24 protein-coding genes are annotated in these 23,133 nt (G+C 64.8%); 11 read left to right on the forward strand and 13 right to left on the reverse strand.

Annotated features, from left to right (window positions below):
- The first annotated feature begins 15 nt into the window (after nucleotides 1-15).
- From pstA to P5705_RS14790, 5 genes are all read left to right on the forward strand, one after another.
- Entirely contained in the window at nucleotides 16-1,686 is a 1,671-nt protein-coding gene (pstA, locus tag P5705_RS14770) for a phosphate ABC transporter permease PstA (RefSeq protein WP_277461584.1), read from the forward strand.
- Between the two features lie 72 nt (nucleotides 1,687-1,758).
- Nucleotides 1,759-2,592: a phosphate ABC transporter ATP-binding protein PstB gene (gene pstB / locus P5705_RS14775; RefSeq protein ID WP_011536433.1), complete on the forward strand. Its 834-nt coding sequence runs from the start codon at nucleotides 1,759-1,761 to the stop codon at nucleotides 2,590-2,592.
- 194 nt (nucleotides 2,593-2,786) lie between these two features.
- On the forward strand, nucleotides 2,787-3,557 hold the full coding sequence (phoU, locus tag P5705_RS14780) for a phosphate signaling complex protein PhoU (RefSeq protein ID WP_023630537.1): 771 nt from the start codon (nucleotides 2,787-2,789) through the stop codon (nucleotides 3,555-3,557).
- 163 nt (nucleotides 3,558-3,720) lie between these two features.
- A complete protein-coding gene (locus tag P5705_RS14785; RefSeq protein WP_277461585.1) occupies nucleotides 3,721-4,632 on the forward strand; it encodes a response regulator in 912 nt (303 codons plus the stop codon).
- 193 nt (nucleotides 4,633-4,825) lie between these two features.
- Complete coding sequence (locus tag P5705_RS14790) at nucleotides 4,826-5,722, forward strand: M23 family metallopeptidase (RefSeq protein WP_277461586.1); 897 nt, start codon at nucleotides 4,826-4,828, stop codon at nucleotides 5,720-5,722.
- Nucleotides 5,723-5,776: 54 nt separating this feature from the next.
- On the opposite strand, the gene P5705_RS14795 is transcribed toward P5705_RS14790, so the two are convergent.
- The 3 genes from P5705_RS14795 to phoB all read right to left on the reverse strand — a co-directional run bounded on the left by P5705_RS14795 (nucleotide 5,777) and on the right by phoB (nucleotide 9,358).
- Nucleotides 5,777-7,117: a hemolysin family protein gene (locus tag P5705_RS14795; protein WP_277461587.1), complete on the reverse strand. Its 1,341-nt coding sequence runs from the start codon at nucleotides 7,115-7,117 to the stop codon at nucleotides 5,777-5,779.
- A gap of 208 nt (nucleotides 7,118-7,325) precedes the next feature.
- Nucleotides 7,326-8,597: a phosphate regulon sensor histidine kinase PhoR gene (gene phoR / locus P5705_RS14800; RefSeq protein WP_277461642.1), complete on the reverse strand. Its 1,272-nt coding sequence runs from the start codon at nucleotides 8,595-8,597 to the stop codon at nucleotides 7,326-7,328.
- A gap of 71 nt (nucleotides 8,598-8,668) precedes the next feature.
- Nucleotides 8,669-9,358: a phosphate regulon transcriptional regulator PhoB gene (gene phoB, locus P5705_RS14805; RefSeq protein ID WP_011536427.1), complete on the reverse strand. Its 690-nt coding sequence runs from the start codon at nucleotides 9,356-9,358 to the stop codon at nucleotides 8,669-8,671.
- A gap of 175 nt (nucleotides 9,359-9,533) precedes the next feature.
- Between phoB and P5705_RS14810 the strand changes: the two genes are divergently transcribed.
- The gene (locus P5705_RS14810; RefSeq protein ID WP_277461588.1) at nucleotides 9,534-9,902 is read left to right on the forward strand and encodes a COG4315 family predicted lipoprotein; all 369 of its coding nucleotides are present in this window, start codon (nucleotides 9,534-9,536) and stop codon (nucleotides 9,900-9,902) included.
- An 86-nt stretch (nucleotides 9,903-9,988) separates the two neighbouring features.
- On the opposite strand, the gene ubiA is transcribed toward P5705_RS14810, so the two are convergent.
- Entirely contained in the window at nucleotides 9,989-10,879 is an 891-nt protein-coding gene (gene ubiA / locus P5705_RS14815; RefSeq protein ID WP_277461589.1) for a 4-hydroxybenzoate octaprenyltransferase, read from the reverse strand.
- Nucleotides 10,879-11,436, reverse strand: a complete 558-nt coding sequence (locus P5705_RS14820) for a chorismate--pyruvate lyase family protein (protein WP_277461590.1) — start codon at nucleotides 11,434-11,436, stop codon at nucleotides 10,879-10,881. The genes ubiA and P5705_RS14820 overlap by 1 nt, the downstream gene beginning before the upstream one ends.
- A 248-nt stretch (nucleotides 11,437-11,684) precedes the next feature.
- On the opposite strand from P5705_RS14820, the gene P5705_RS14825 reads away from it, so the two are divergent.
- The 4 genes from P5705_RS14825 (at nucleotide 11,685) to P5705_RS14840 (ending at nucleotide 14,026) form a co-directional block, all read left to right on the forward strand.
- A complete protein-coding gene (locus P5705_RS14825; RefSeq protein WP_011536423.1) occupies nucleotides 11,685-11,852 on the forward strand; it encodes a rubredoxin in 168 nt (55 codons plus the stop codon).
- A gap of 33 nt (nucleotides 11,853-11,885) precedes the next feature.
- Entirely contained in the window at nucleotides 11,886-13,034 is a 1,149-nt protein-coding gene (locus P5705_RS14830) for an NAD(P)/FAD-dependent oxidoreductase (RefSeq protein ID WP_277461591.1), read from the forward strand.
- A 187-nt stretch (nucleotides 13,035-13,221) separates the two neighbouring features.
- The gene (locus P5705_RS14835) at nucleotides 13,222-13,518 is read left to right on the forward strand and encodes an HU family DNA-binding protein (protein WP_213658917.1); all 297 of its coding nucleotides are present in this window, start codon (nucleotides 13,222-13,224) and stop codon (nucleotides 13,516-13,518) included.
- Between the two features lie 133 nt (nucleotides 13,519-13,651).
- Entirely contained in the window at nucleotides 13,652-14,026 is a 375-nt protein-coding gene (locus P5705_RS14840; RefSeq protein WP_011536420.1) for a hypothetical protein, read from the forward strand.
- Between the two features lie 88 nt (nucleotides 14,027-14,114).
- On the opposite strand, the gene P5705_RS14845 is transcribed toward P5705_RS14840, so the two are convergent.
- The 6 genes from P5705_RS14845 to exbB form a co-directional block, all read right to left on the reverse strand.
- Entirely contained in the window at nucleotides 14,115-15,524 is a 1,410-nt protein-coding gene (locus P5705_RS14845; RefSeq protein ID WP_277461593.1) for an HDOD domain-containing protein, read from the reverse strand.
- A gap of 78 nt (nucleotides 15,525-15,602) precedes the next feature.
- Complete coding sequence (gene recG, locus P5705_RS14850; RefSeq protein WP_277461594.1) at nucleotides 15,603-17,681, reverse strand: ATP-dependent DNA helicase RecG; 2,079 nt, start codon at nucleotides 17,679-17,681, stop codon at nucleotides 15,603-15,605.
- Nucleotides 17,682-17,685: 4 nt separating this feature from the next.
- Nucleotides 17,686-18,612, reverse strand: coding sequence for a hydrogen peroxide-inducible genes activator (locus tag P5705_RS14855; protein ID WP_011536417.1), 927 nt, complete (start codon nucleotides 18,610-18,612; stop codon nucleotides 17,686-17,688).
- 94 nt (nucleotides 18,613-18,706) lie between these two features.
- On the reverse strand, nucleotides 18,707-19,441 hold the full coding sequence (locus P5705_RS14860; RefSeq protein WP_277461596.1) for an energy transducer TonB: 735 nt from the start codon (nucleotides 19,439-19,441) through the stop codon (nucleotides 18,707-18,709).
- Complete coding sequence (gene exbD / locus P5705_RS14865; protein WP_240066723.1) at nucleotides 19,438-19,866, reverse strand: TonB system transport protein ExbD; 429 nt, start codon at nucleotides 19,864-19,866, stop codon at nucleotides 19,438-19,440. The genes P5705_RS14860 and exbD overlap by 4 nt, the downstream gene beginning before the upstream one ends.
- A gap of 3 nt (nucleotides 19,867-19,869) precedes the next feature.
- Nucleotides 19,870-20,832 (reverse strand): tonB-system energizer ExbB, encoded by a 963-nt coding sequence (gene exbB, locus P5705_RS14870; protein ID WP_277461597.1) that lies wholly within the window; start codon nucleotides 20,830-20,832, stop codon nucleotides 19,870-19,872.
- Between the two features lie 192 nt (nucleotides 20,833-21,024).
- Here exbB and P5705_RS14875 point away from each other — a divergent pair, with 192 nt between their 5' ends.
- Entirely contained in the window at nucleotides 21,025-21,879 is an 855-nt protein-coding gene (locus P5705_RS14875) for an SDR family oxidoreductase (protein ID WP_277461598.1), read from the forward strand.
- An 81-nt stretch (nucleotides 21,880-21,960) separates the two neighbouring features.
- On the opposite strand, the gene P5705_RS14880 is transcribed toward P5705_RS14875, so the two are convergent.
- A complete protein-coding gene (locus tag P5705_RS14880; RefSeq protein WP_277461599.1) occupies nucleotides 21,961-22,689 on the reverse strand; it encodes a hypothetical protein in 729 nt (242 codons plus the stop codon).
- Nucleotides 22,690-22,747: 58 nt separating this feature from the next.
- Complete coding sequence (locus tag P5705_RS14885) at nucleotides 22,748-23,128, reverse strand: RidA family protein (protein WP_011536411.1); 381 nt, start codon at nucleotides 23,126-23,128, stop codon at nucleotides 22,748-22,750.
- Between the last annotated feature and the right edge of the window lie 5 nt (nucleotides 23,129-23,133).

Below are 23,133 nucleotides of genomic sequence, written 5' to 3' on the forward strand. Positions count from 1 at the left end.
GAAAGGTAGAGATCCGTGAAAAAGGATTCCCTCAAAGGCTGGTTCAAGAGCGGCGCCCCCGGCGTCTGGATCAGTGGTGGCGCGGTCGCCATGGCGGTCATCATGACCGTCGGGCTGCTGGCCGTGATCGCTGTGCGCGGCCTGGGCCACTTCTGGCCGGCCGACCTGGTCCAGGCCACCTACAAGGTGCCGGGCCAGGCCGACCACGTGGTCATCGGTGAAGTGGTGCAGAAGGAAGAAGTACCGCGCGAACGCCTCAAGGGCGCCGGCCTGCCGGTGCCCGACCAGGGCCCGGAGTTCATGACCCGCGAGCTGATCAAGGTGGGTAACCGCGACCTCAACGGCAGCGACTTCACCTGGGTGGTCGGCGAGTGGCTGGTCGACCAGCAGAAGCCGGTCGACCTGATCGCCCTGGAGCGCCGCGAGTGGGGCAATTTCTATGGCTACCTGGTCAGCGTCAAGGAAGAAGGCCGTGTAGTCGCCCAGGGCCCGGAAGCCTGGAACGAGCTGCAGGCTCGTCTCAAGCGCGCCAGCGAATTCAATGACCAGCTGGTGAAGCTGGAGAAGAAGGATATCGGTGCCATCAACCATGGCCTGGAACGCCTGCGCCTGCACGGTCGCAAGCTGGAACTGGACGGCAAGCTGGACGCCGCCGCCCAGGCCGACATGGACGCCGAGCGCGCCGAGCTGAACAACCGCTACAAGGCCATCGAGGAGCGCCTGACCGGCCTGCACCAGGCCTTCGCCCGCGACAGCCTGGTGGCCCGCGACGGCAACGGCCGCGAGGTGGAGATCAACCTGAGCAAGGTGGTCCACGCCATCCAGCCGAACGCCATGTCCGGCATGACCAAGATGGGCGCCTACTTCGCCAAGGTGTGGGAATTCCTCAGCGACGACCCGCGTGAGGCCAACACTGAGGGCGGTATCTTCCCGGCCATCTTCGGCACCGTGATGATGACCCTGATCATGGCCGTGATCGTCACCCCGTTCGGCGTGCTGGCAGCGGTGTACCTGCGCGAATACGCCAAGCAGGGCCCGGTGACCCGCCTGATCCGTATCGCGGTGAACAACCTGGCCGGTGTCCCGGCGATCGTCTACGGCGTGTTCGGCCTGGGCTTCTTCGTCTACGTGCTGGGCGGCTCGATCGACCGGCTGTTCTTCCCCGAGTCGCTGCCGGCGCCGACCCTCGGCACCCCCGGCTTGCTGTGGGCTTCGCTGACCCTGGCGCTGCTGGCGGTGCCGGTGGTGATCGTGGCCACCGAGGAAGGCCTGGCGCGCATTCCGCGCACCGTGCGCGAGGGCTCGCTGGCCCTGGGCGCGACCAAGGCCGAGACCCTGTGGAAAATCGTCCTGCCGATGGCCAGCCCGGCCATGATGACCGGCATGATCCTCGCCGTGGCCCGTGCCGCCGGCGAAGTGGCCCCGCTGATGCTGGTGGGTGTGGTGAAGCTGGCACCGTCGCTGCCGGTGGACGGCAACTACCCGTACCTGCACCTGGACCAGAAGATCATGCACCTGGGCTTCCACATCTACGACGTCGGCTTCCAGAGCCCCAACGTCGAGGCCGCGCGGCCGCTGGTGTACGCCACCGCGCTGCTGCTGGTGCTGGTGATCGCCACCCTCAACCTCTCGGCGGTGTGGATCCGTAACCACCTGCGCGAGAAGTACAAGGCCCTGGACCACTGATCCTGATTGCAAGCGTGCCGCCCGAACAACGGGCGGCCCTTTGAAACGAATTGATAGCGTATGGAGTTGACCATGCAGCATGAATCCCACGCCCACGGCATCGACATGTCGGCCCTGGGCCGCGACAAGCAGAGCCTGCGCCTGGCCGAAGAGACCGTGGCCATCGAAGTACCCGGGTTGTCCCTGTTCTACGGCGACAAGCAAGCGCTGTTCGACGTCAGCATGAACATCCCCAAGCAGCGCGTGACCGCCTTCATCGGCCCGTCCGGCTGCGGCAAGTCCACCCTGCTGCGCACCTTCAACCGCATGAACGACCTGGTCGATGGCTGCCGCGTCGAAGGTGCCATCAACCTGTACGGCAACAACATCTACCGCAAGGGCGAGGACGTGGCCGAACTGCGTCGCCGCGTGGGCATGGTGTTCCAGAAGCCCAACCCGTTCCCCAAGACCATCTACGAGAACGTGGTCTACGGCCTGCGCATCCAGGGCATCAACAAGAAGCGCGTGCTCGACGAAGCGGTGGAGTGGGCGCTGAAGGGCGCAGCGCTGTGGGATGAGGTCAAGGACCGCCTGCACGACTCGGCACTGGGCCTGTCCGGTGGCCAGCAGCAGCGTCTGGTGATCGCCCGTACCATCGCCGTCGAGCCGGAAGTGCTGCTGCTCGACGAACCGTGCTCGGCGCTGGACCCGATCTCGACGCTGAAGGTCGAGGAGCTGATCTACGAACTGAAATCCAAGTACACCATCGTCATCGTGACCCACAACATGCAGCAGGCGGCCCGTGTTTCGGACTACACCGCGTTCATGTACATGGGCAAACTGGTCGAATTCGGTGACACCGACACCCTGTTCACCAACCCGGCGAAGAAGCAGACCGAAGACTACATTACCGGTCGCTACGGCTAACTATTGGCCAAAGGGTGCTTGTGTAGGAGCGGCCTTGTGTCGCGAAAGGGCTGCAAAGCAGCCCCGGCGATGGTTGCCTCAGGGCTGAAACCTTGGGGCCGCTTCGCGGCCCTTTCGCGGCACAAGGCCGCTCCTACAGGCCAAGGAACGACACGAACCACTTGAAGCTTGCAGCTGCTTCGCGGAGCGAAACGATGATCAACAAAGAAAGCCTTACCCACCACATCTCCCAGCAGTTCAACGCCGAGCTCGAGGAGGTGCGCAGCCACCTGCTGGCCATGGGCGGCCTGGTCGAGAAGCAGGTGAACGACGCCGTCACCGCGCTGATCGAGGCCGACTCGGGCCTGGCCCAGCAGGTGCGCGAGGTCGATGAACAGATCAACCAGATGGAGCGCAACATCGACGAGGAGTGCGTGCGCATCCTCGCCCGTCGCCAGCCGGCGGCCTCCGACCTGCGCCTGATCATCAGCATCTCCAAGTCGGTGATCGACCTGGAGCGCATTGGCGACGAATCGACCAAGATCGCCCGCCGCGCCATCCAGTTGTGCGAGGAAGGCGAGTCGCCGCGGGGTTACGTCGAGGTGCGCCACATCGGCGACCAGGTGCGCAACATGGTCCGCGACGCGCTGGACGCCTTCGCCCGCTTCGACGCCGACCTGGCGCTGTCGGTGGCCCAGTACGACAAGACCATCGACCGCGAGTACAAGACTGCGCTGCGCGAGTTGGTCACCTACATGATGGAAGATCCGCGCTCGATCTCTCGCGTGTTGAGCGTGATCTGGGCCCTGCGTTCGCTGGAGCGCATCGGCGACCACGCGCGCAACATCTCGGAGCTGGTGATCTACCTGGTGCGGGGTACCGACGTGCGCCACATGGGTCTCAAGCGCATGAAAGCCGAAGTGCAAGGCGAGGCCTTCGATGAGGGTGAAATCGCTAATGTTCCGGCTGAACCGGACGATAAATAGAATTGCTCCCGAGCATGAACGCCCGGCAATCGCCGGGCGTTTTCGTTTGCGGTCGAGCACCAGCAGGCACCCGCGAACCGTGTGAGAAGTCCCGGCGTGACCAGTGGTTTGGCAAATGGCCATCAGTCGGCGGTATGCTAGCCGGGATTCAAGAGGAGTATCGATGAGTAAAGTGAATGTGCTGGTCGTGGATGATGCCCCGTTCATCCGCGACCTGGTGAGGAAGTGCCTGCGCAACGCCTTCCCCGGTGTGGTAATCGAGGACGCGGTCAATGGTCGCAAGGCCATGGCGATGCTCACCAAGGAACGTTTCGACCTGGTCCTGTGCGACTGGGAGATGCCCGAGATGTCGGGCCTCGAACTGCTGACCTGGTGCCGCCAGCAGGAAGAAATGAAGACCATGCAGTTCATCATGGTGACCAGCCGTGGCGACAAGGAGAACGTGATCCAGGCCATCCAGGCCGGCGTTTCCGATTTTGTCGGCAAACCGTTCACCAACGAGCAGCTGCTGACCAAGGTGAAGAAGTCGCTGACCAAGATCGGCAAGCTCGATGCCCTGATGTCCAGCGCGCCGGCTCGGGTCAACTCGGCGTTCGCCAACGACTCGCTCAGCGCGCTGACCGGCGGTCGTCCGGAGGCGGCCAAGGTGGCTGCGCCTGCCGCTGCCCCGGTGGCAGCAGCGGCCAAGCCGCTGATCAATGCGCCCACGCCGAAGACAGCCGCTGCCGCGGCCCAGGCGGGCCGTGGCCAGGGCCAGCTGCGCCTGTCCAGTGGCACCCAGCCGTGCGTGATCAAGGCCTTGAGCCTGAAGGAAGCCCTGCTGGTGGTGCGCCGCAGCGCCAACCTACCACAGGTGCTCGAAGGCGCGGTGCTGGACCTGGAGCAGGGCGAGAACGCCGAGGTGGCACGTTTGAACGGCTACCTGCACGCCATCGCCGCGCTGGAGCCCAAGCCCGAGAGCGACTGGCTGCAGCTGACCTTCAAGTTCGTCGACCAGGATGCGCAAAAGCTCGACTACCTGTCGCGCCTGATTGCCCGTGGCACCACGCAGAAGCACTTCACGCCGGGCGCTTGATCGCCGGGCTGCACACTCTGTAGGAGCGGCTTTAGCCGCGATCACCCGCGAAGCGGGTGCCAACCGCGTTGTCTGCATCGCGGCTGAAGCCGCTCCTACAGAGGGCTCTAAAAACTTCCGACCAGCTGTCACAACTTGTCTTTATTCGGGCTGCTAGGCTTCGACAGACCATACCTGTCAAAAAGCCACCATCATGCCCGCCCGCCTGCTGCTGTTCTGTGCCTTGCTCATGGCCTCGGCGTCGAGCCTGGGCATGACCATCTACAAGACCACCGACAACTTCGGCGTGGTCTCCTACTCCGACCGACCAAGCCCGGGCGCCAAGCCGTTCATCTTCCGTGAGCCGATGGTCGAGCGCCTGGACCGCCAGGTGCGCCTGCAGGCCGAACCTTTCCCCGGTGGCGTGCGCTTCATCGCGCGCAACGAATTGTACGTGCCGCTGGAAGTGGAACTGCGCGTGGACAAGCTGGCCAACGCCTTTGGCGGCAACGCCCCGCGCGTCGTGCGGCGCGTGATCGGGCCGCGCTCGAGCAAGGTGCTCAGCGTGGTGCTGGCCGCCCCGGGTGGGCCATTGAAGTATTCGAGCACGTTCAACTACGCCATGGGTGACCCGATCCAGCGCTCCGAGGGCTATCGCTACCCCTTCCCGTGGAAGGGTGGGCCGTTCCGCCTGACCCAGGGGCCCAACGGTCGCTTCAGCCATTTCGGGCCCAAGGGCCGCTATGCGATGGATATCGCCATGCCCGAGGGCACACCGATCATCGCGGCGCGTGGGGGCGTGGTGGTGAAGATAGAGAACAGCCAGAGCGGGCGGGGCACCAACCCCTCGGGCAATTTCGTGCGCATCCTCCACCCGGACGGCACCATGGGTGTGTACCTGCACCTGATGCGCGGTTCGGTAGTGGTGGCGGAGGGGCAGCGGGTGGTGCTGGGGCAGGCGCTGGCGAAGTCGGGCAACACCGGCAATAGCACCGGGCCGCACCTGCATTTCGTGGTACAGCGCAACGTGGGATTGGCGTTGGAATCGATCCCGTTCCAGTTCGACCGGCCGATCGGCGGGTTGCCGAATTTCACGGCGGGGAATCCGTGAGGTTCACCGGCAAGCCGGCCCCTACGGGAGCCGGCGTTGCCGGTGAATCGGTGCTCAATCGAGCTTGAGCACCTTGGCCAGCACGATCTTCGGCCCTTTCATCTTCTTGATGATGATGCGCAGGCCTTCGACTTCCAGCACTTCCTCTTCCTCGGGCACCCGCTTGAGCGTTTCGTAGATCAGCCCGGCGAGGGTTTCCGCCTCGATGTGGTCCAGGTCGATGCCCAACAGGCGCTCGACCTTGAACAGCGGCGTGTCACCGCGCACCAGCAGCTTGCCTGGCTGATAGGCGAGGATGCCGCGTTCGGTCTTGCGGTGCTCGTCCTGGATATCGCCGACCAGCACTTCCAGCACGTCCTCCATGGTCAGGTAGCCGATGACCTTGCCATCGGCTTCCTCGACCAGCACGAAGTGCGCGCCACCCTTGCGGAACTGCTCCAGCAACTGCGCCAGTGGCATGTGCCGCGACACGCGCTCCAGCGGGCGGGCCAGGTCGTCGAGGTCGACGGTTTCGGGCAGGTGCTCCAGTTCGGCCAGCTCCAGCAGCAGGTCCTTGATGTGCAGCAGGCCGGTGAACTCTTCGCGCTCGGCGTCATACAGCGGGTAGCGGCTGAACTTGTGCCGACGCACCAGCGCGAGGATTTCCTTCAGCGGCGCATGGGCGTCGATGCTGACCATGTCCTCGCGGGAGTTGGCCCAGTCGACCACCTCCAGTTCGCCCATCTCCACGGCCGAGGCCAGCACGCGCATGCCCTGGTCGCTCGGGTCCTGGCCACGGCTGGAGTGCAGGATCAGCTTGAGCTCCTCGCGGCTGTAGTGGTGTTCGTGGTGCGGGCCGGGCTCACCCTGCCCGGCGATGCGCAGGATGGTGTTGGCGCTGGCGTTGAGCAGGTAGATGGCCGGGTACATCGCCCAGTAGAACAGGTACAGCGGCACGGCGGTCCACAGCGACAGCAGCTCGGGCTTGCGGATGGCCCAGGATTTGGGGGCCAGTTCGCCGACCACGATGTGCAGGTACGAGATCACGAAGAAGGCGACGAAGAACGAGATCGCCTTGATCAGCTCGGGCGAGTCCACGCCCACGGCGGCCAGCAACGGCTCGAGCAGGTGGGCGAAAGCCGGCTCGCCGACCCAGCCCAGGCCCAGGGAGGCCAGGGTGATACCTAGCTGGCAGGCCGAGAGATAGGCGTCGAGCTGGTTGTGCACCTTGCGCAGGATGCTGCCACGCCAGCCGTGCAGCTCGGCGATGGATTCGACCCGGGTGGAACGCAGCTTGACCATGGCGAACTCGGCGGCCACGAAGAAGCCGTTGAGCAGTACCAGGAACAAGGCGAAGAGAATCATGCCGAAATCGGCGAACAACGAGGTGAGGCTGATGCCAGGGGAAGGGTCCATGATGGAGTTTTTACGGGGTCCGTCTTTGAGAAAGGGAGAAAAAAAGTGCCAGCGATGGCTGGCACAGGGGATCCAATGTAGCGGCTGAGGCCGTAAAAGCAAAGGGCCGTGGTCTTAATTGAGGCGCTTTGCGCCCATCGCCGGCAAGCCACCTCCTAACGTAGGGGCCGGCTTGCCGGCGATGGGCTGCAAAGCAGCCCCGGCAATCTCAACCTTTGCTCACCGCCAATTGTGCCGGCGCAAAGTGGCAGGTAAAGGTGCTGCCATGCCCCGGCACGCTGCTGATCTCCAGGCGCGCACGATGGCGCATCAGCACATGCTTGACGATTGCCAGGCCCAGCCCGGTGCCACCGGTGTTGGAGGCGCGGCTGGAATCGACCCGGTAGAAGCGTTCTGTGAGGCGCGGCAAGTGCTTGGCCTCGATGCCCACCCCCGAGTCCTGCACCGACAGGTGCGCACCCTGTTCGTCGGCCCACCAGCGGATACGGATATTGCCTTCATCCTGGGTGTACTTGACCGCGTTGAACACCAGGTTGGAAAACGCGCTGCGCAGCTCCGACTCGCTGCCCTTGAGGCGAATACCGGGCGCGGCTTCAAGGGTGATGCGCTGGTTGCGCGGGCCGGACAGGGCCTGGGCATCGTTCTTGATGGCGGTGAGCAGGGTGTCGACCGACACAGGCTGGTTGTCCGACGGATAGTCGGTGGCTTCGAGCTTGGCCAGCAACAGCAGGTCGTTGAGCAGGGTCTGCATGCGCGAACCTTGCGCGCTCATCTGCTGCAGGGCACGGCTCCAGCGCGGATTCACGTCCTCGACGTTGTCCAGCAGCGTCTCCAGGTAGCCGGTGATCACCGTCAGTGGCGTGCGCAGTTCGTGGGACACGTTGGCGACGAAATCCTTGCGCATCTGCTCGAGCTGGTGAATGCGGGTGACGTCGCGCACCAGCATCAGGTGCTCGTTGTTGCCGTAGCGGGTCAGGTGCAGTTGCACCCGCAGGCGGTCGTTGATGGGCGAGGGGATCTCCAGCGGCTCGGCGTAGTTCTCCGACTCGAAGTACTCCTTGAACCGGGGGTGGCGCACCAGGTTGGTCACCGGCTGGCCGCCGTCCTGCGGGGTCTTGAAGCCCAGCAGCGTTTCGGCGGCGCGGTTCCACCATTCCAGGTTGCCATCGCTGTCGAGCATGATCACCGCGTCACGCAGGGCCGCGGTGGACTCCTGGACCCGGTCGATCACCGCCTGCAGGCGGCCACGCACACGCTGGTCGCGGCGTTGCAGGTGGTAGATGCTGTCGAACACCTCGCCCCACAGGCCGTAGCCGTCGGGCGGGGCCTCGTCGGGCTGGTGGTTGCGCAGCCAGTCATGCAGGCGCAGCAACTGCTTGAGCGTCCAGCCCAGGTAGAACGCCAGGCCGATGGCCAGGCTCCAGCCGTAGAAGCCGCTGACCAGCCCGCCGATCAGGCAGGCGGTGATCAGCAGGAGCATGTGGCGAATCAGGGTCGCGTGCCAGTTCGGGTTCAATTGACAGTCCTTGTACAGCGGATGCTCGGGCTCGATCAGCTCTTGGTCGAGAAGCGGTAGCCGGTGCCGCGGACGGTTTGTACCAGATTTTCGTAGGCCTCACCCAGCGCCTTGCGCAGGCGACGGATGTGTACGTCGACGGTGCGCTCCTCGACATAGACGTTGCCGCCCCAGACCTGGTCGAGCAGTTGGCCGCGGGTGTAGGCGCGCTCCTGGTGGGTCATGAAGAACTGCAGCAGGCGGTATTCGGTGGGGCCCATCTCGGCCGGCCGACCGTCGATGGTCACACGGTGGCTGATCGGGTCGAGCAGCAGGCCGCCGACCTCGATCGGCGCTTCGCTGTCGCTGGGGCCGGTGCGGCGTAGCACGGCCTTGAGCCGGGCCACCAGTTCGCGAGGGGAGAACGGCTTGGTGATGTAGTCGTCGGCGCCGACTTCCAGGCCCTGGATCTTGTTGTCCTCTTCGCCCTTGGCGGTGAGCATGATGATCGGGATGTCGCCGGTCAGCTCGTCGCGCTTGAGGCGGCGGGCCAGCTCGATGCCCGAGGTGCCCGGGAGCATCCAGTCGAGCAGGATCAGGTCTGGCTTGCGGTCGACGATGATCGCGTGGGCCTGCTGCGAGTTCTCGGCCTCGAGGCAGTCATAGCCGGCCATTTCCAATGCAACGGCGATCATCTCGCGGATAGGCGCTTCGTCGTCGACGATCAGAATGTTTCTGCCAACCATGCTCAATTACCTCTCCCAGGAACGGTGTCTTGGCCCGCATTAGATAACGGAATTATTGCAGCTGTGTGACAGGGTGTTGGCCGTTCTGGCGACATTGCGTGACTGGACTAGGCTTCAGGGGGCCGCCCGAGCGGCGGCTGAACCCCTCCGAGCCCCCGAAACAATGGTGATTCCAATGACACGACATACGCTGAGCTGGATGGCCCTTTGCGCTGCGCTGGCAGTGCCGGGGGTGGCGTCCGCTCATCACGCCATGGAAAAAGACGGCATGTGGGTCGATCACAACGGTATGACGCTGTACACCTTTGACAAGGACGCGGGTGGCAAGTCGATGTGCAATGGCGACTGCGCCGGCAACTGGCCGCCGCTGAAGGTCCAGGACGGTGAAAAGGCCGAAGGCAAGTGGACACAGATCAAGCGTGACGATGGTTCCATGCAATGGGCCTACGACGGCAAGCCGCTATACACCTTCGTCAAGGACAAGAAAGCCGGGGACATGACCGGCGATGGCATGAAGGACGTCTGGCACGTCGCCAAGCCCTGAGCCAGTGATGCCCTGTTCGCCGGCAAGCCGGCTCCTGCAACGTCACCCTGTAGGAGCCGGCTTGCCGGCGAACGAGGCCGGCGGCGTCACCGCAAGGCGTAATCCAGCACCACCCCGATGAAGATCAGCATCCCCGCCCAATGGTTGTGCAGGAACGCCTTGAAGCACGAATCGCGGTCCAGGTTGCGCGTAGACCAGTACTCCCAGGCAAAGCATGCCGCCGCCGCCAGCAGCCCCAGATGGAACCAGCCGCCCAGATCGAAGCGATTGCCCGCCAGCAGCAGGCAGCCCAGCGACAGCAGCTGCAAGGTCAGGATGATCACCCGGTCGGCCTCGCCGAACAGAATCGCCGTGGACTTCACCCCGATCTTCAGGTCATCGTCGCGATCGACCATGGCGTAGTAGGTGTCATAACCGACGGTCCACAGCAGGTTGGCGATGTACAGCAGCCAGGCGCTGGCCGGCAGTTCGCCGCCGGCGGCGGTAAAGGCCATGGGGATGCCCCAGGAGTAGGCCGCGCCCAGCACCACCTGCGGGTAGTAGGTGAAGCGCTTCATGAACGGGTAGCAGAACGCCAGGGCCACGGCGCCGAACGAAAGCCACACGGTCGTGGCGTTGGTGCACAGCACCAGCAGGAAGCTCAACCCCACCAGCAGGGCGAACAGCATCACGGCTTCCCGAGGCTTGACCCGGCCACTGGCCAGTGGCCGGTCGGCAGTGCGCTTGACGTGGCCGTCCACCTTGCGATCGGCGAAGTCGTTGATGCAGCAGCCGGCGGCGCGCATCAGCACCACGCCAAGGGCGAAGATCAGCACGTTCTTCAGGCTCGGCGAACCGTTGCCGGCGATCCACACCGCCACCAGCGTCGGCCACAACAGCAGGTAGATCCCGATCGGCCGGTCCATGCGGCTCAGCTGGATGAAGTCCCAGGCCCGTGGATGCAGGCGGTTGAGCGACTTGAGCAGTTGCAGGTACATCAGCGGGTTTCCTCCTTGGCCGCTTGCCAGAGCGCTGGCAGGAACACCTCGGCCACCAGCAGGTCGAGGCCGCTGCGCTCGAAGCGCGAGCGCCGCCCCCACAACCCTTCATGGGCCACTTCGGTGGGCAGCCAGCCTTGTGGATAACGGCAGGCCTCGAGGGGGTGGCGGATGAACGCCTGGTCGCAGAACAGTAGCTCGCCCAGCGAGCGACTGCCGAGTGTTTCAAGGTCCAGGCCGCCACGTTCCAGCACGCTGCGCCCGGCCACGCTGCGGGCGAACACCCAAGGTTGGCCGTGGCCACGCAGGTAGACTTCGCGCACCCAGCCTTCCTCGCCGGGCGCCAGGCCCAGGGCGGCGCACTCGTCGTCGCGCAGCGGTTGCCAGCCCTCGAACAGGGGCGTGACGCTGAAGTGGTCGTGGGAGAGGCGGGTCAGGCGGCGGGTCAGGGAGCCCTCGTCGAACAGCCAGTCGAGGGTTGGCTGGTCGAGGGTGGTCGCCAGCTGTGGATACGGCAGCCACGCGACAGCGGCTGCTTGCGGGGTTTCGTACGGCACGTGGGTATGCTTGATACAGGCCAGAGAGGCGGCGAGCTTAGCATGTTTGCCCCGACTGCTTGCATACTGCTGGCAGGGCCAGTACAAAGCCCACACGAATTGCGCGGTGGCGCCTTCGCGGGCAAGCCCGCTTCTACAAGTACAGCGCAGCCTCCGGGGTCTGCGCGTCCCCTGTAGGAGCGGGCTTGCCCGCGAAGAGGCCATCAGCGACAACGCACCAGAAAGGCCTGACCGAGGAAAAGCAGTAAATGAAAAAGTGGCAATGCATTGTCTGTGGCCTGATCTATGACGAAGCCGAAGGTTGGCCGGATGATGGGATCGCCCCAGGCACCCGTTGGGAAGATGTACCGGAAGACTGGTTGTGCCCCGACTGCGGCGTGGGCAAGAGCGACTTCGAAATGATCGCCATCGGCTGATCGAACCCCTGATCTGACTAAGGAAGAAACGACATGACGTCCCCCGTGGTGATCATCGGTACCGGCCTGGCCGGCTACAACCTGGCGCGAGAGTTTCGCAAGCTCGACGGCGAGACGCCGTTGTTGCTGATCACCGCCGACGACGGTCGTTCCTACTCCAAGCCCATGCTCTCGACCGGTTTCGCCAAGCAGAAGGACGCCGACGGCCTGTGCATGGCCGAGCCCGGTGCCATGGCCGAGCAGCTCAAGGCCGAGATCCGCACTCACACCCGCATCAGCGGCATCGACCCGGGCCACAAGCGCCTGTGGATCGGTGAGGAAGCGGTCGAGTACCGTGACCTGGTGCTGGCCTGGGGCGCACAGACCGTGCAGGTGCCGGTCGAAGGCGATGCCGGCGAGTTGATCTTCCCGATCAACGACCTTGAAGACTACGCGCGCTTCCGCGCCGCCGCCGCAGGCAAGCAACGCGTATTGATCCTGGGGGCCGGTTTGATCGGCTGCGAGTTTGCCAACGACCTGACCCTGGGTGGTTTGCAATGCGAAGTAGTCGCCCCGTGTGAGCAGGTCATGCCGACCCTGCTGCACCCCGCTGCCGCCGCTGCCGTGCAGGCCGGCCTGGAAGGGTTGGGCGTACGCTTCCACTTGGGCCCGGTACTGACCCGTCTGCTGCACGCCGGGGTGGGCCTCGAGGCGCACCTGTCCGATGGCCGCGTGATCGCCTGCGACCTGGTGGTCTCGGCCATCGGTCTGCGCCCGCGCACTGACCTGGCCGCCGCTGCGGGCCTGCAGGTCAATCGCGGCGTGGTGGTCGACCGCCAGCTGCGCACCTCCCATGCCAATATTTTCGCCTTGGGGGATTGCGCCGAGGTCGAGGGCATCAACCTGCTGTACGTCATGCCACTGATGACCTGCGCCCGCGCCCTGGCCCAGACCCTGGCCGGCAACCCGACGGCGGTCAGCTACGGGCCGATGCCCGTCACCGTGAAGACACCAGCCTGCCCGCTGGTGGTGTCGCCACCCCCTTATGGCCAAGAGGGAACCTGGCAAGTGGAAGGCCAGGGCGCCGACCTCAAGGTGCTCTGCCACGGTGCCGATGGCCAGTTGCTGGGCTACGCGCTGACCGGCGGTGCGGTGATGGAGAAACTGGCGCTGAACAAGCAGTTGCCAGCCCTGATGGCGTAAATAGCGGGCGTTCTGTCGGATTTATCCTGTTCTTGCCGCGACAATGGCCGCCCAGACACTGGCGCGGCCCCGGACGGCGTGCCATTCTCACTGGCGTCTACCGCAGACTAGAGCCTGCGGTGCCTTGAGCGCTGCTTCCTTCGGCAGCACGGCATAACAACAAGAATTCCGTCAAAGAGGCTTCACTATGCGTAAACCAGAACTCGCCGCCGTCATCGCCGAAAAGGCCGATCTGACCAAGGAAAAGGCCAACACTGTCCTGAACGCGATTCTCGATAGCATCACCGGCGCGCTCGACAAGGACACCGTCACCCTGGTCGGTTTCGGCACCTTCGAAAAACGCCACCGTGGCGCCCGCACTGGCAAGAACCCGCAGACCGGTGAGCCAGTCAAGATCAAGGCCAGCAACACCGTTGCCTTCAAGCCGGGCAAGAACCTGCGCGACAGCGTCAACGCCCCGGCCAAGCCTGCCAAGAAAAAGTGATCCGCAGGTTATCCTGACGGGCGCCGAGAGGCGCCCGTTGCGTTTCTGGTAACCAAATGCGGCGAACTTGCATAAATAGGGCGGGAAACGGATAAACTGCGCGCCTCAGTCATTTTTCATTCGAGGGGCGTTGATGAAGTTTCGTTTTCTTCTCTGGGCCATGGGCTTGCTGATGGCCAAGGCCAGCCGCAACAACCCGGCGTTCCAGCAGCAACTGCAGGACAAGGATCTGGTCTTCCAGATGCAGACGCTCGACGGCAAGGTTGCCCGACACTTCATCGTCAGTGGCCAGCGCATCAGCAGCAAGGGTGGCCTGCACCCGCAGCCAGCCTTCGCCATCGCCTTCAAGGATGCCGCTTACGGCTTCGCCACGCTGCAGGCCGGTAACAAGCAGCTGGCGTTCATGCAGGGGATTCAGGACAAGAGCATCCAGATCAAAGGCAATCCGGCGCTGGTGATCTGGTTCCAGGGCTTGATGAAGTACCTGAAACCGAAGAAGAAAGCGTAGGAGCGGCTTTAGCCGCGAGGCAGGCACCGCGGCTTCCGGTACCCGCTTCGCGGGTGATCGCGGCTGAAGCCGCTCCTACAGGGCGGTCTTAATGCGAATGCGGCACGTGGAACTGCGAAGCCAGCTCACGCAGCAACGCTTCGGCCTCCAGTACCTTGTTCACCACTTCATCGGCTTTTTCGCGGGTCAGCCCGAGGCGCTCGAGCAGCGCTTCAGGAATATCGTCCTGCGGCCCCGAACCGATCCCTCGGGTGCGTAGCAGGCGAATGGCCAGGCACACCAGGTTGGGGAACGCCGAGTGCTCACCGTCGTAGGATGGGTCGTGCTGGAAGCGCAGCGCGGTGGTCAGCTCATCGGGCATGTCCCACAGCTTCATCAACCAGGCACCGATCTGCTCGCGGCTGATCCCCAGCAGGTGCTGCTCCACGTAGCTGTGGCACAGGTGCGGGTTGACCTCCAGATGGCGGCAGATTAGCGAGAAGTGCGGCGGGAACACATGAGCCAGCAGCAAATAACCGAAGTTGTGCAGTAGCCCGGCCAGATAGGTCAGGCCGGCCTCCGGCCGCTCGGCGCGGGGCATGGCCCGGGTCAGGCCTTCGATCACCGCTGCAGTGTAGATCGACTGCTGCCAGTACGGCGTGGCCTGCTGCGGGTGGTCCTTGGGCAGGCTCAGGGTCTTGCCTAGCGCCAGGCCCAGGGCGAGGTTGATCACCAGGTCGAAGCCCAGCACGCGGACGATGGCGTCTTCCACCGAACGGATCTTGCCGGGCGAGGCGTAGTAGGGCGAAGCGGCCCAGCTGACCACTTGGGCGGCCAGGGCCGGGTCGGTTTCCACCACGCCAGTGATGTCGTCGATGCTCGCATCGGGGTCGACGCGCAGCTTGATGATCTTCTGCGCGGTGTCGGCCAGTGGCGGGATCTCGATGGTTTCTTCCAGGCGCTTCTGGATGCGTCGGGCGGTGAACTCTTGCACCGCCTTGGTGATTTCCTGGGAGTCGTCATGCGGACGGTCGAGGTTCGGGCGGATGTCCTTGACCTCCTGGCCGAAGGTGCTGGCACTGGCCTTGGCGAGCAGCTTGCGGAAGGCGGCCCGTTCGATCTCCAGCAACACGCCGGTTTCGCCAGACTGGATCAGCAGCTTGTCGTTGCCGAGCAGGCTTTTTTCATACTGGCAGGGCGAACTGGTCAGGGCAGGGATGGCCGGCAGGGTCTTGAGGTGGTGTTTGTCGAGCATCTGGTTCAGACGCTTCAATGGCACCGCCGTGAGGTTGCGGCCTGTCAGCTCTTCGAAGCGTTTGAGGTCCAGTAGCTGGCTTTGCGGGAACAGCACCAGCATGGCGCCGATCTCATCGTCGAGCAGGGCTGCCTGCACCCGCGAGGCGGCAGGCTGTTGCGGGTGATCGGGCACCTCGCGGTAGGTGACGCCGAGTTTGTCGAGCAACAGCCGGATGACAGACGGTGCGGTTGGGGTTGCGGTATCCAGGGCAACTTCAGTCATGGTCTGTATCCAATCATTCTTTTAAACGCGAAGTATAACCAGCCTGACCGACAAGCTGGATCCATATTGGGACGAGCGTCACACCTGGCCATATTGCTGGCCGTGGCGCAGCCAACGGTCGAGCAGCGGGCTGACGTGGCCCGGCCAGCGCGCCAGCAGCGCCTGGGCGGCATCGCGCACGGCGGGCAGCAGGTCGGCGTCGCGCATCAGGTCGGCGACCTTGAACTGCAGCAGGCCGGTCTGGCGGGTGCCGAGCATCTCGCCGGGGCCTCGCAACTCCAGGTCCTTCTCTGCTATGACGAATCCGTCGTTGGTTTCCCGCATTATGCCCAGGCGTTCCCGGCCGATTTGCGACAGCGGTGGGTGATACAGCAGCACGCAGTGGCTGACCGCGCTGCCCCGGCCAACCCGGCCACGCAGCTGGTGCAACTGGGCCAGGCCCAGGCGCTCGGGGTTTTCGATGATCATCAGGCTGGCGTTGGGGACGTCCACGCCGACCTCGATCACAGTGGTGGCAACCAGCAGTTGCAGTTCACCAGCCTTGAACTCGGCCATCACCGCAGCCTTCTCCGTGGGTTTCATGCGCCCGTGGATCAGCCCCACGCGCAGTTCGCCCAGCGCACTGCCGAGCTCCTCGAAGGTGCTCTCGGCGGCCTGGCAGGTCAGTTCCTCGGACTCTTCGATCAGGGTGCACACCCAATAGGCCTGGCGCCCTTCGGCGCAGGCGGCGCGAACCCGCTCGACCACTTCGAAGCGACGGCTGTCGGCGACCAGCACGGTGTTGACCGGCGTACGGCCGGGTGGCAGCTCGTCGAGGATCGAGGTGTCCAGGTCGGCGTAGGCGCTCATGGCCAGGGTGCGCGGGATCGGGGTGGCGGTCATGATCAGCTGGTGCGGGCACAATTGGCCCATCACGCCTTTCTTGCGCAGGGCCAGGCGCTGCTGCACGCCGAAGCGGTGCTGTTCGTCGATGATCGCCAACGCCAGGTGCTTGAACTGCACTTCGTCCTGGAACAGCGCATGGGTGCCGACCACCATCGGTGTGCCGCTGGCAATCTGCTCCAGGGCGCTGGCGCGGGCCTTGCCCTTGAGCTTGCCGGCCAGCCAGGCGACTTCGATGCCCAGCGGCTCGAGCCAGCGCTTGAAGGTGATGTAGTGCTGTTCGGCGAGGATCTCGGTGGGTGCCATCAAGGCGACCTGGTAACCAGCTTCCAGCGCCTGCAGGGCGGCCAGCGCGGCGACCACGGTCTTGCCTGCGCCCACGTCGCCCTGTACCAGGCGCATCATCGGTTCGGGCTGGCTGAGGTCGTAGGCGATTTCGTTGCCCACGCGCTGCTGGGCGCCGGTCGGGCTGAAACCGAGATTGGCCAGGTACTGCGCGGGCAGGCGGCTGGCCTTGGGCAGCACCGGTGCGCGCAGGCTGCGCAGGCTCTCGCGCAGGCGCTGTTGCGACAGCTGGTGGGTGAGCAGCTCCTCGAAGGCCAGGCGGTGCTGGGCCCAGTGATGGCCTTCGGCAAGTTCATCGAGGTCGGCGTCGGACGGCGGGTTGTGCAGGTAGCGAATCGCGTCGCTGAGCGGCGCCAGCTGGTAGTCGCGGGCCAGCTCGTCGGGCAGCCAGTCGGGCAGGCTGCGCGGGCCGAGCTGGCCCAGGCTCTGCTGGCACAGCAGGCGCAGGCGCTGTTGCGTGAGCCCTTCGGTGGTCGGGTAGATCGGCGTGAGCGTCTGCTCGACCGGCGGCGCCGGTTCGCTGCCATTGAGCGCGCGGTACTCGGGGTGGTAGATCTCCAACCCCGAGGCCCCGGGACGGGCTTCGCCATAGCAACGCAGATGGGTGCCGCGCTTGAGGCCCTCTTTCTGCGCATTGCTGAAGTGGTAGAAGCGCAGGCTCAACACACCCGTGCCATCACCCAGGCGCACCACCAGGCTGCGGCGCTTGCCCATGGTCACGTCGGCGCCGCTGACCACGCCTTCGATGACCGCGTCCTGGCCGGGCCGCAACTGGCCGATGGGGACCACGCGGGTACGGTCCTGGTAGCGCAGCGGCAGGTGGAACAGCAGGTCCTGCAGGTTCTCCAGGCCGACCTTGGCGAGTTTTTCCGCCATGGCATCGCCAACGCCCTTGAGCGCCGTGACCGGGACGTTCGACAGCTCGGTCATGGGCTCAGGCCGGTTGTTCCACGGGCGCCTTGGCCACCGAGCAGAGGCGGATCGAGTCGGCGAGGATCTCGATGGCCTTCGGCCGCGGGAAGCTGGCGCGCCAGGCGATGGCCACGGTGCGGAACGGTGCCGGCGCGGTCAGCGGGCGAACCTCGATGACACCGGGCGCGTAGTGGTGGCTGTGCACCGCCGACAGCGGAAGAATGGATACGCCCAGGCCGGAGGCGACCATGTGGCGGATGGTTTCCAGCGAGCTGGATTCGACCGTGGTGTGTTTCGAGCCTTCACCGCCCTTGTTGAGCGTTGGGCAGGCTTCCAGTACCTGGTCGCGGAAACAGTGGCCTTCGCCCAGCAGCAGCAGGCTCTTGTCGTTGAGCATGGCTGTGTCGATGGTGTCTTTCTGCGTCCAGGGGTGGTCTGCGGGCATCAGTGCGCAGAACGGCTCGTCGTACAGCGGCAGCGTCAACACGTCGGCTTCGTTGAACGGCAAGGCGATGATCACTGCGTCCAGTTCGCCGTTGCGCAGTTTCTCGCGCAGCACATGGGTGAAGTTTTCTTCGATGTACAGCGGCATCTGCGGTGCCACGCGGTGCAGTTGCGGGATCAGGTGCGGGAACAGATAGGGGCCGACGGTGTAGATGGCGCCGACCTTGAGCGGGGCGGTGAGCTGGTTCTTGCCGGCCTGGGCCAGTTCGCGAATGCCCTGGGCCTGCTCCAGCACCTTCTGCGCCTGGGCGACGATGCTCTCGCCGACCGGCGTGAGACGCACCGCGCTCTTGCTGCGTTCGAAGATCAGCACGCCCAGCTCGTCCTCGAGCTTCTTCACGCCGACCGACAGCGTGGGCTGGCTGACGTGGCAACGCTCGGCCGCGTGGCCGAAGTGCTGCTCCTGGGCGAGGGTGACGATGTAGCGAAGTTCGGTGAGGGTCATAACGTGCGTCCATGAAGTTGCGGCCCCAGCATAGCGGCTGCAATCGATAGACGCACGTTATCAGACTTGCCGTTTTGTGACAGAAACAAAAGTGTCAGCGTCGGTCCAGGGAATAGACGAACGGCGCCACGACTTCGATCGTGCCATTGTTCAGCAGCTCCGCCGGTGGCTTCGGTACCGTGCCGGCGCGGCGGATCATCTCCAGGGTCGCCCGGTCCAGTGCCGCGCTGCCCGAGCCTCCGGCCAGCGAGTACGAGACCACCTTGCCCTCGGCGTCGACCACGAAGCGCAGGCGGTTGATGCCCTGCAGGCCACGACGGCGAGCGTCTTCCGGGTACTTCTTGTACTTGGCCAGGTGGCGCAGCAGGTCGCTCTGCCAGCTGGGCAGGGCATTGCTGTTGGAGGCGATGCTCGGTGCCGGTGCGGCCGATTTCTGCGGCTGTGCGTTGCTGGGCGGTGTGTCCGCCACGTCATCCTTGGCCGGAGGCTCATCCTTCGGCGGCTCAGGCTTTTTCTCCGGCTTGGGCGGCTGTGGCTTGGCCTTGGGCTTGGGCGGCTTGGGGATGGCGATCTTCGGCTTGGGCGCCTCCACCAGCTTGGGCAGTGGCGGCTCCTCGACCGGCGTCGGCGGCTTGGGCGCAGCCTTGGGCGGTGGTGGTGGCGCCGGCTCCGGCAGCGGTGCCAGTTCGACCATCATCGCTGCCGGGGGCAGCTCGATGGCCTGGGGCACCGACCAGTTGAGCGTCAGCACCACGGCGGCCACGTGCACGCCCAGCACGATGGCCAGGCCGATGCCATAGCGCGCCATGTTCGAGCGCGTTTTCGTCATTTCTTGGCTGCCGTCTCGAGTCCGACCAGACCGACCTTGAGGTAGCCGGCCGCGCGCATGGTGTTCATCACTTCCATCAGGTCGCCGTAGTCGACGCCCTTGTCAGCCTGGAAGAAGATGGTGGTTTCCTTGTCGCCCTTGGTCTTGGCGTCGAGCATCGCGCCGAGTTGGTCGGGCTGGGCCACCTGGTCATCACCGACGTACAGCTTCTTGTCGGCCTTGACGCTGACGAACACCGGTTTCTCGGGCCTGGGCGCGGGTTTCGCGGTCGAGGCGGGCAGGTCGACCTTGATGTCGACCGTGGCCAGGGGCGCCGCGACCATGAAGATGATCAGCAGCACCAGCATCACGTCGATGAACGGCGTGACGTTGATTTCGTGGTTCTCGGCGAGGTCGTCGCCACCTTCGTTGAGATGCAGGCCCATGGCTTACCCCACTTTCACCATGTGCGGGGCGGCGCGCTCGCTGCCCTGGTGGTCCAGGTCGCGGCTGACCAGCAGCAGCACCTGGGCGGAGGCGTCGGAGACCTGCGCCTTGTAGCCGGCAATGGAGCGGGCGAAGACGTTGTAGATGACCACGGCCGGGATCGCCGCGACCAGGCCCAGCGCGGTGGCCAGCAGGGCCTCGGCGATGCCCGGGGCAACCACGGCCAGGTTGGTGGTCTGGGTCTTGGCGATGCCGATGAAGCTGTTCATGATGCCCCACACGGTACCGAACAGGCCGACGAACGGCGCGGTGGAACCAATGGTGGCCAGCACGCCGGTGCCGCTGCTCATGTTGCGGCCGCTGGCGGCGACCAGGCGCTCCAGGCGGAAGCTGACGCGCTCCTTGATGCCTTCCTTCTCGCGGGCGTTGGCCGACAGGCGCATCTCTTCGAGGGCGTCGTGGACCAGGGTGTGGGCCAGGGTGCCTTCCTTGTTCGAGACGTCGCTGGCTTCTTTCAGGCTCACGGAGCGCTTCAGCGCTGCGATTTCGCCACGCAGGCGACGCTTGGCGCCCATCAGCTCGAAGCCCTTGGCGATCCAGATGGTCCAGGTGATGATCGAGGCGAGGGCCAGGCCGATCATCACGGCCTTCACCACCACGTCGGCGTTCTTGTACATGCCCCATGGGGACAGGTCATGGGCCATGCCCAGCGAGGTGTCTTCGGCGATTACGGCTTCAGCGGACTTCTGCAGGTCGTCGACCAGCGCCTGGGCTTCAGGCGTCAGCTCGGGTGCCGGAGCCTGGCCTTCGGCGGCCGGGGCGCTGGCAGCGGCCGGGGTGGTGGCCTGTGCGGTTGGCTCTTCGGCCATGGCTGCCGGGGCCAGCACCAGGCTGAACATCAGCGCGGCGATGGCGCGCCAGGCGCGCGACGGGGTAGGCGAAGCGGAAGGTTGAGTGCGTGTCATGCTGGCCGGACCTGATGAAGAGAAATGGGTTGAGTTCTTCGAGGCCTCGAGGCGGGCCGAGAACAGACAAGGCGGCCATTATTGCAAGTAATTCTTGTTAACAAAAGTAATGTGATTGCTTTTTTTGACCTTGGTATAGCCGTTGATCGCGCTAAACCGATAGCCTGCGTCTTTCGCATTAGGAGATTTGGCATGTCAGACGTTACAGCTTTGATCGTGGGTTGCGGTGACGTGGGCAGTCGCCTTGCCCGTCAACTGCTTGCTCAAGGCTGGCAGGTCAGCGGCTTGCGGCGTTCGGTCGATCAACTGCCCGAAGGCGTGCGGCCCATTGCCGCCGATCTTTCTGATCGCCGCCAACCTGAGGCCTGGCCCGAGTGCGCGCCTGACTACCTGGTGTACTGCGTGGCCGCCAACCAGCATGACGAGGCCGGCTACCAGGCCGCCTATGTCGAGGGGTTACGCCATGTGCTGGGGTGGCTTGAGCGCAACGGCCAGGCGCCGCGCCGCCTGCTGTTCGTTTCCAGCAGCAGTGTCTATGCGCAGCAGGATGGCGAGTGGATCGACGAGACCGCCAGCACCGCGCCTGAAGGCTATTCAGGCAAGGTGATGCTGGAAGCGGAGCGTCTGGCCCTTGAAAGTGGCATCCCTGCCAGCATCGTGCGCCTGACCGGTATCTATGGCCCGGGCCGTGAGTGGCTGCTGAGTCAGGTTCGTCAGGGCTATCGTGTGGCCGAGGAGCCGCCCTTGTATGGCAACCGGATCCATGCCGAGGATGCCGCGAGCCTGCTGGCGCATCTGCTGCAGTCTGATGCCCAGGGTGTAGCGCTCGATGATTGCTATATCGGCGTGGATGACGACCCGGCGCCGCTGGCCGACGTGGTGGCCTGGTTGCGCGGGTATCTTGGGGTGACCGAATGGTCGGATGAGCAACGCGTGCGGCGTACCGGCAGCAAGCGCTGCAGCAATGCGCGGGCACGGGCGCTGGGCTGGGTGCCGCAGTATCCGAGTTATAAAGAGGGGTATGCGGCCATTCTGGCAGGGCGTTGAGTGGCAGTTCGCCGGCGAGCCGGCTCCTACAGGTGAAGCGTAATCTGTAGGAGCCGGCTTGCCGGCGAATGGGCTGCTGGGTCAATCCTTCTCCAGCACCCACTGCCGCGCACCGGGCGTCAGCTGCGGTTTTTCATCGGGCTGGGCAAGATTCACCGCCTGGTAGATTTCCAGGGTGTCGCCGTCACGTTTGAACATCCACGGTGCGCCGCGTTGGTTGCGTTCAAGCCAAAGGCTGTCGTTGCTACCCCCCATATCGGCGCAGTCGCCGGCCAGGCACAGGGCGAAACGATCCGGGCCGGGCAGGCCGGTCACGCTGCCAGTGTCGCTGAAACGCACCACGGCGCCTTTACCCTGGCCTTCGACGATCTTCCAATCGCCGCCCAGGTAGGCCTTGTAGAGCGCTCTTTCGAAGGTGCCGCCCAAGGGGGCGTTGCTATCGGCCGCCTTGGCGCGGGCAAAGACTTGCTCGTGGCCAGAAGGGTCGATGGCCTGCAGTTCAGCGCCATCAAGCTTGAGCTGTTCGTTCAGGCCGCCTTCGAAGCTGGCCTGCCAGTCTTTCTCGTTGGCGCTCAGGCGGCCATCGGCCGCTTCGAAACCGTTGCTGAAGCTGGCTTGCTGGTTCTTGACGTCGATCTTCCATTCGAGCACCGGCCCGTGATCGCTCAGGGCCTGGCGCAGGCTGGTGCCTTTGGCGGCGGCGTCGATAGCGGCCTGGTTGATCCAGGTGCCGTTGAAATCTTCGGGTTTGTGGCTGGCGCAGCCGCCCAGGAGCAGGGCTGCCAGCGCGAGAGGCAATGCGTGGCGCATGGTGGAAACCTTGGGGCAGGAAGGGGCGGTGACGGGCGAGGGGCCCGTCACCGGAGTGTCACTCGAGGACCAGGATGGCGTCCATCTCGACCTGGGCGCCCTTGGGCAGGGCTGCCACGCCGATGGCGGCGCGGGCCGGGTAGGGCTGCTCGAAGTAGCGGCCCATGATCTCGTTGACCTTGGCGAAGTGGCTCAGGTCGGTGAGGAAGATGTTCAGCTTGACGATGTCCTTGAACGAACCGCCAGCAGCCTCTGCAACTGACTTCAGGTTCTCGAACACCTGCACGGTCTGGGCTTCGAAGCCTTCGACCAGCTCCATGGTTTTCGGGTCCAGCGGGATCTGGCCCGACATGTACACGGTGTTGCCGGCCTTGATCGCCTGCGAGTAGGTGCCGATGGCGGCAGGGGCCTTGTCGCTGTTGATGACAGTCTTGCTCATGATGA

It is taken from the genome of Pseudomonas entomophila (assembly GCF_029478665.1).
Taxonomy (GTDB): Bacteria; Pseudomonadota; Gammaproteobacteria; order Pseudomonadales; family Pseudomonadaceae; genus Aquipseudomonas; species Aquipseudomonas entomophila_F.

Excerpts from the sequence above, each read along its gene's own strand:
- pstB (WP_011536433.1), top strand. The coding sequence starts at position 1,759 with ATGCAGCATGAATCCCACGCCCACGGCATCGACATGTCGGCCCTGGGC.
- phoU (WP_023630537.1), top strand. The coding sequence starts at position 2,787 with ATGATCAACAAAGAAAGCCTTACCCACCACATCTCCCAGCAGTTCAAC.
- P5705_RS14785 (WP_277461585.1), top strand. The coding sequence starts at position 3,721 with ATGAGTAAAGTGAATGTGCTGGTCGTGGATGATGCCCCGTTCATCCGC.
- P5705_RS14790 (WP_277461586.1), top strand. The coding sequence starts at position 4,826 with ATGCCCGCCCGCCTGCTGCTGTTCTGTGCCTTGCTCATGGCCTCGGCG.
- P5705_RS14795 (WP_277461587.1), bottom strand. The coding sequence starts at position 7,117 with ATGGACCCTTCCCCTGGCATCAGCCTCACCTCGTTGTTCGCCGATTTC.
- phoR (WP_277461642.1), bottom strand. The coding sequence starts at position 8,597 with ATGCTCCTGCTGATCACCGCCTGCCTGATCGGCGGGCTGGTCAGCGGC.
- phoB (WP_011536427.1), bottom strand. The coding sequence starts at position 9,358 with ATGGTTGGCAGAAACATTCTGATCGTCGACGACGAAGCGCCTATCCGC.
- P5705_RS14810 (WP_277461588.1), top strand. The coding sequence starts at position 9,534 with ATGACACGACATACGCTGAGCTGGATGGCCCTTTGCGCTGCGCTGGCA.
- ubiA (WP_277461589.1), bottom strand. The coding sequence starts at position 10,879 with ATGTACCTGCAACTGCTCAAGTCGCTCAACCGCCTGCATCCACGGGCC.
- P5705_RS14825 (WP_011536423.1), top strand. The coding sequence starts at position 11,685 with ATGAAAAAGTGGCAATGCATTGTCTGTGGCCTGATCTATGACGAAGCC.
- P5705_RS14830 (WP_277461591.1), top strand. The coding sequence starts at position 11,886 with ATGACGTCCCCCGTGGTGATCATCGGTACCGGCCTGGCCGGCTACAAC.
- P5705_RS14835 (WP_213658917.1), top strand. The coding sequence starts at position 13,222 with ATGCGTAAACCAGAACTCGCCGCCGTCATCGCCGAAAAGGCCGATCTG.
- P5705_RS14840 (WP_011536420.1), top strand. The coding sequence starts at position 13,652 with ATGAAGTTTCGTTTTCTTCTCTGGGCCATGGGCTTGCTGATGGCCAAG.
- P5705_RS14845 (WP_277461593.1), bottom strand. The coding sequence starts at position 15,524 with ATGACTGAAGTTGCCCTGGATACCGCAACCCCAACCGCACCGTCTGTC.
- recG (WP_277461594.1), bottom strand. The coding sequence starts at position 17,681 with ATGACCGAGCTGTCGAACGTCCCGGTCACGGCGCTCAAGGGCGTTGGC.
- P5705_RS14855 (WP_011536417.1), bottom strand. The coding sequence starts at position 18,612 with ATGACCCTCACCGAACTTCGCTACATCGTCACCCTCGCCCAGGAGCAG.
- P5705_RS14860 (WP_277461596.1), bottom strand. The coding sequence starts at position 19,441 with ATGACGAAAACGCGCTCGAACATGGCGCGCTATGGCATCGGCCTGGCC.
- exbD (WP_240066723.1), bottom strand. The coding sequence starts at position 19,866 with ATGGGCCTGCATCTCAACGAAGGTGGCGACGACCTCGCCGAGAACCAC.
- exbB (WP_277461597.1), bottom strand. The coding sequence starts at position 20,832 with ATGACACGCACTCAACCTTCCGCTTCGCCTACCCCGTCGCGCGCCTGG.
- P5705_RS14875 (WP_277461598.1), top strand. The coding sequence starts at position 21,025 with ATGTCAGACGTTACAGCTTTGATCGTGGGTTGCGGTGACGTGGGCAGT.
- P5705_RS14880 (WP_277461599.1), bottom strand. The coding sequence starts at position 22,689 with ATGCGCCACGCATTGCCTCTCGCGCTGGCAGCCCTGCTCCTGGGCGGC.
- P5705_RS14885 (WP_011536411.1), bottom strand. The coding sequence starts at position 23,128 with ATGAGCAAGACTGTCATCAACAGCGACAAGGCCCCTGCCGCCATCGGC.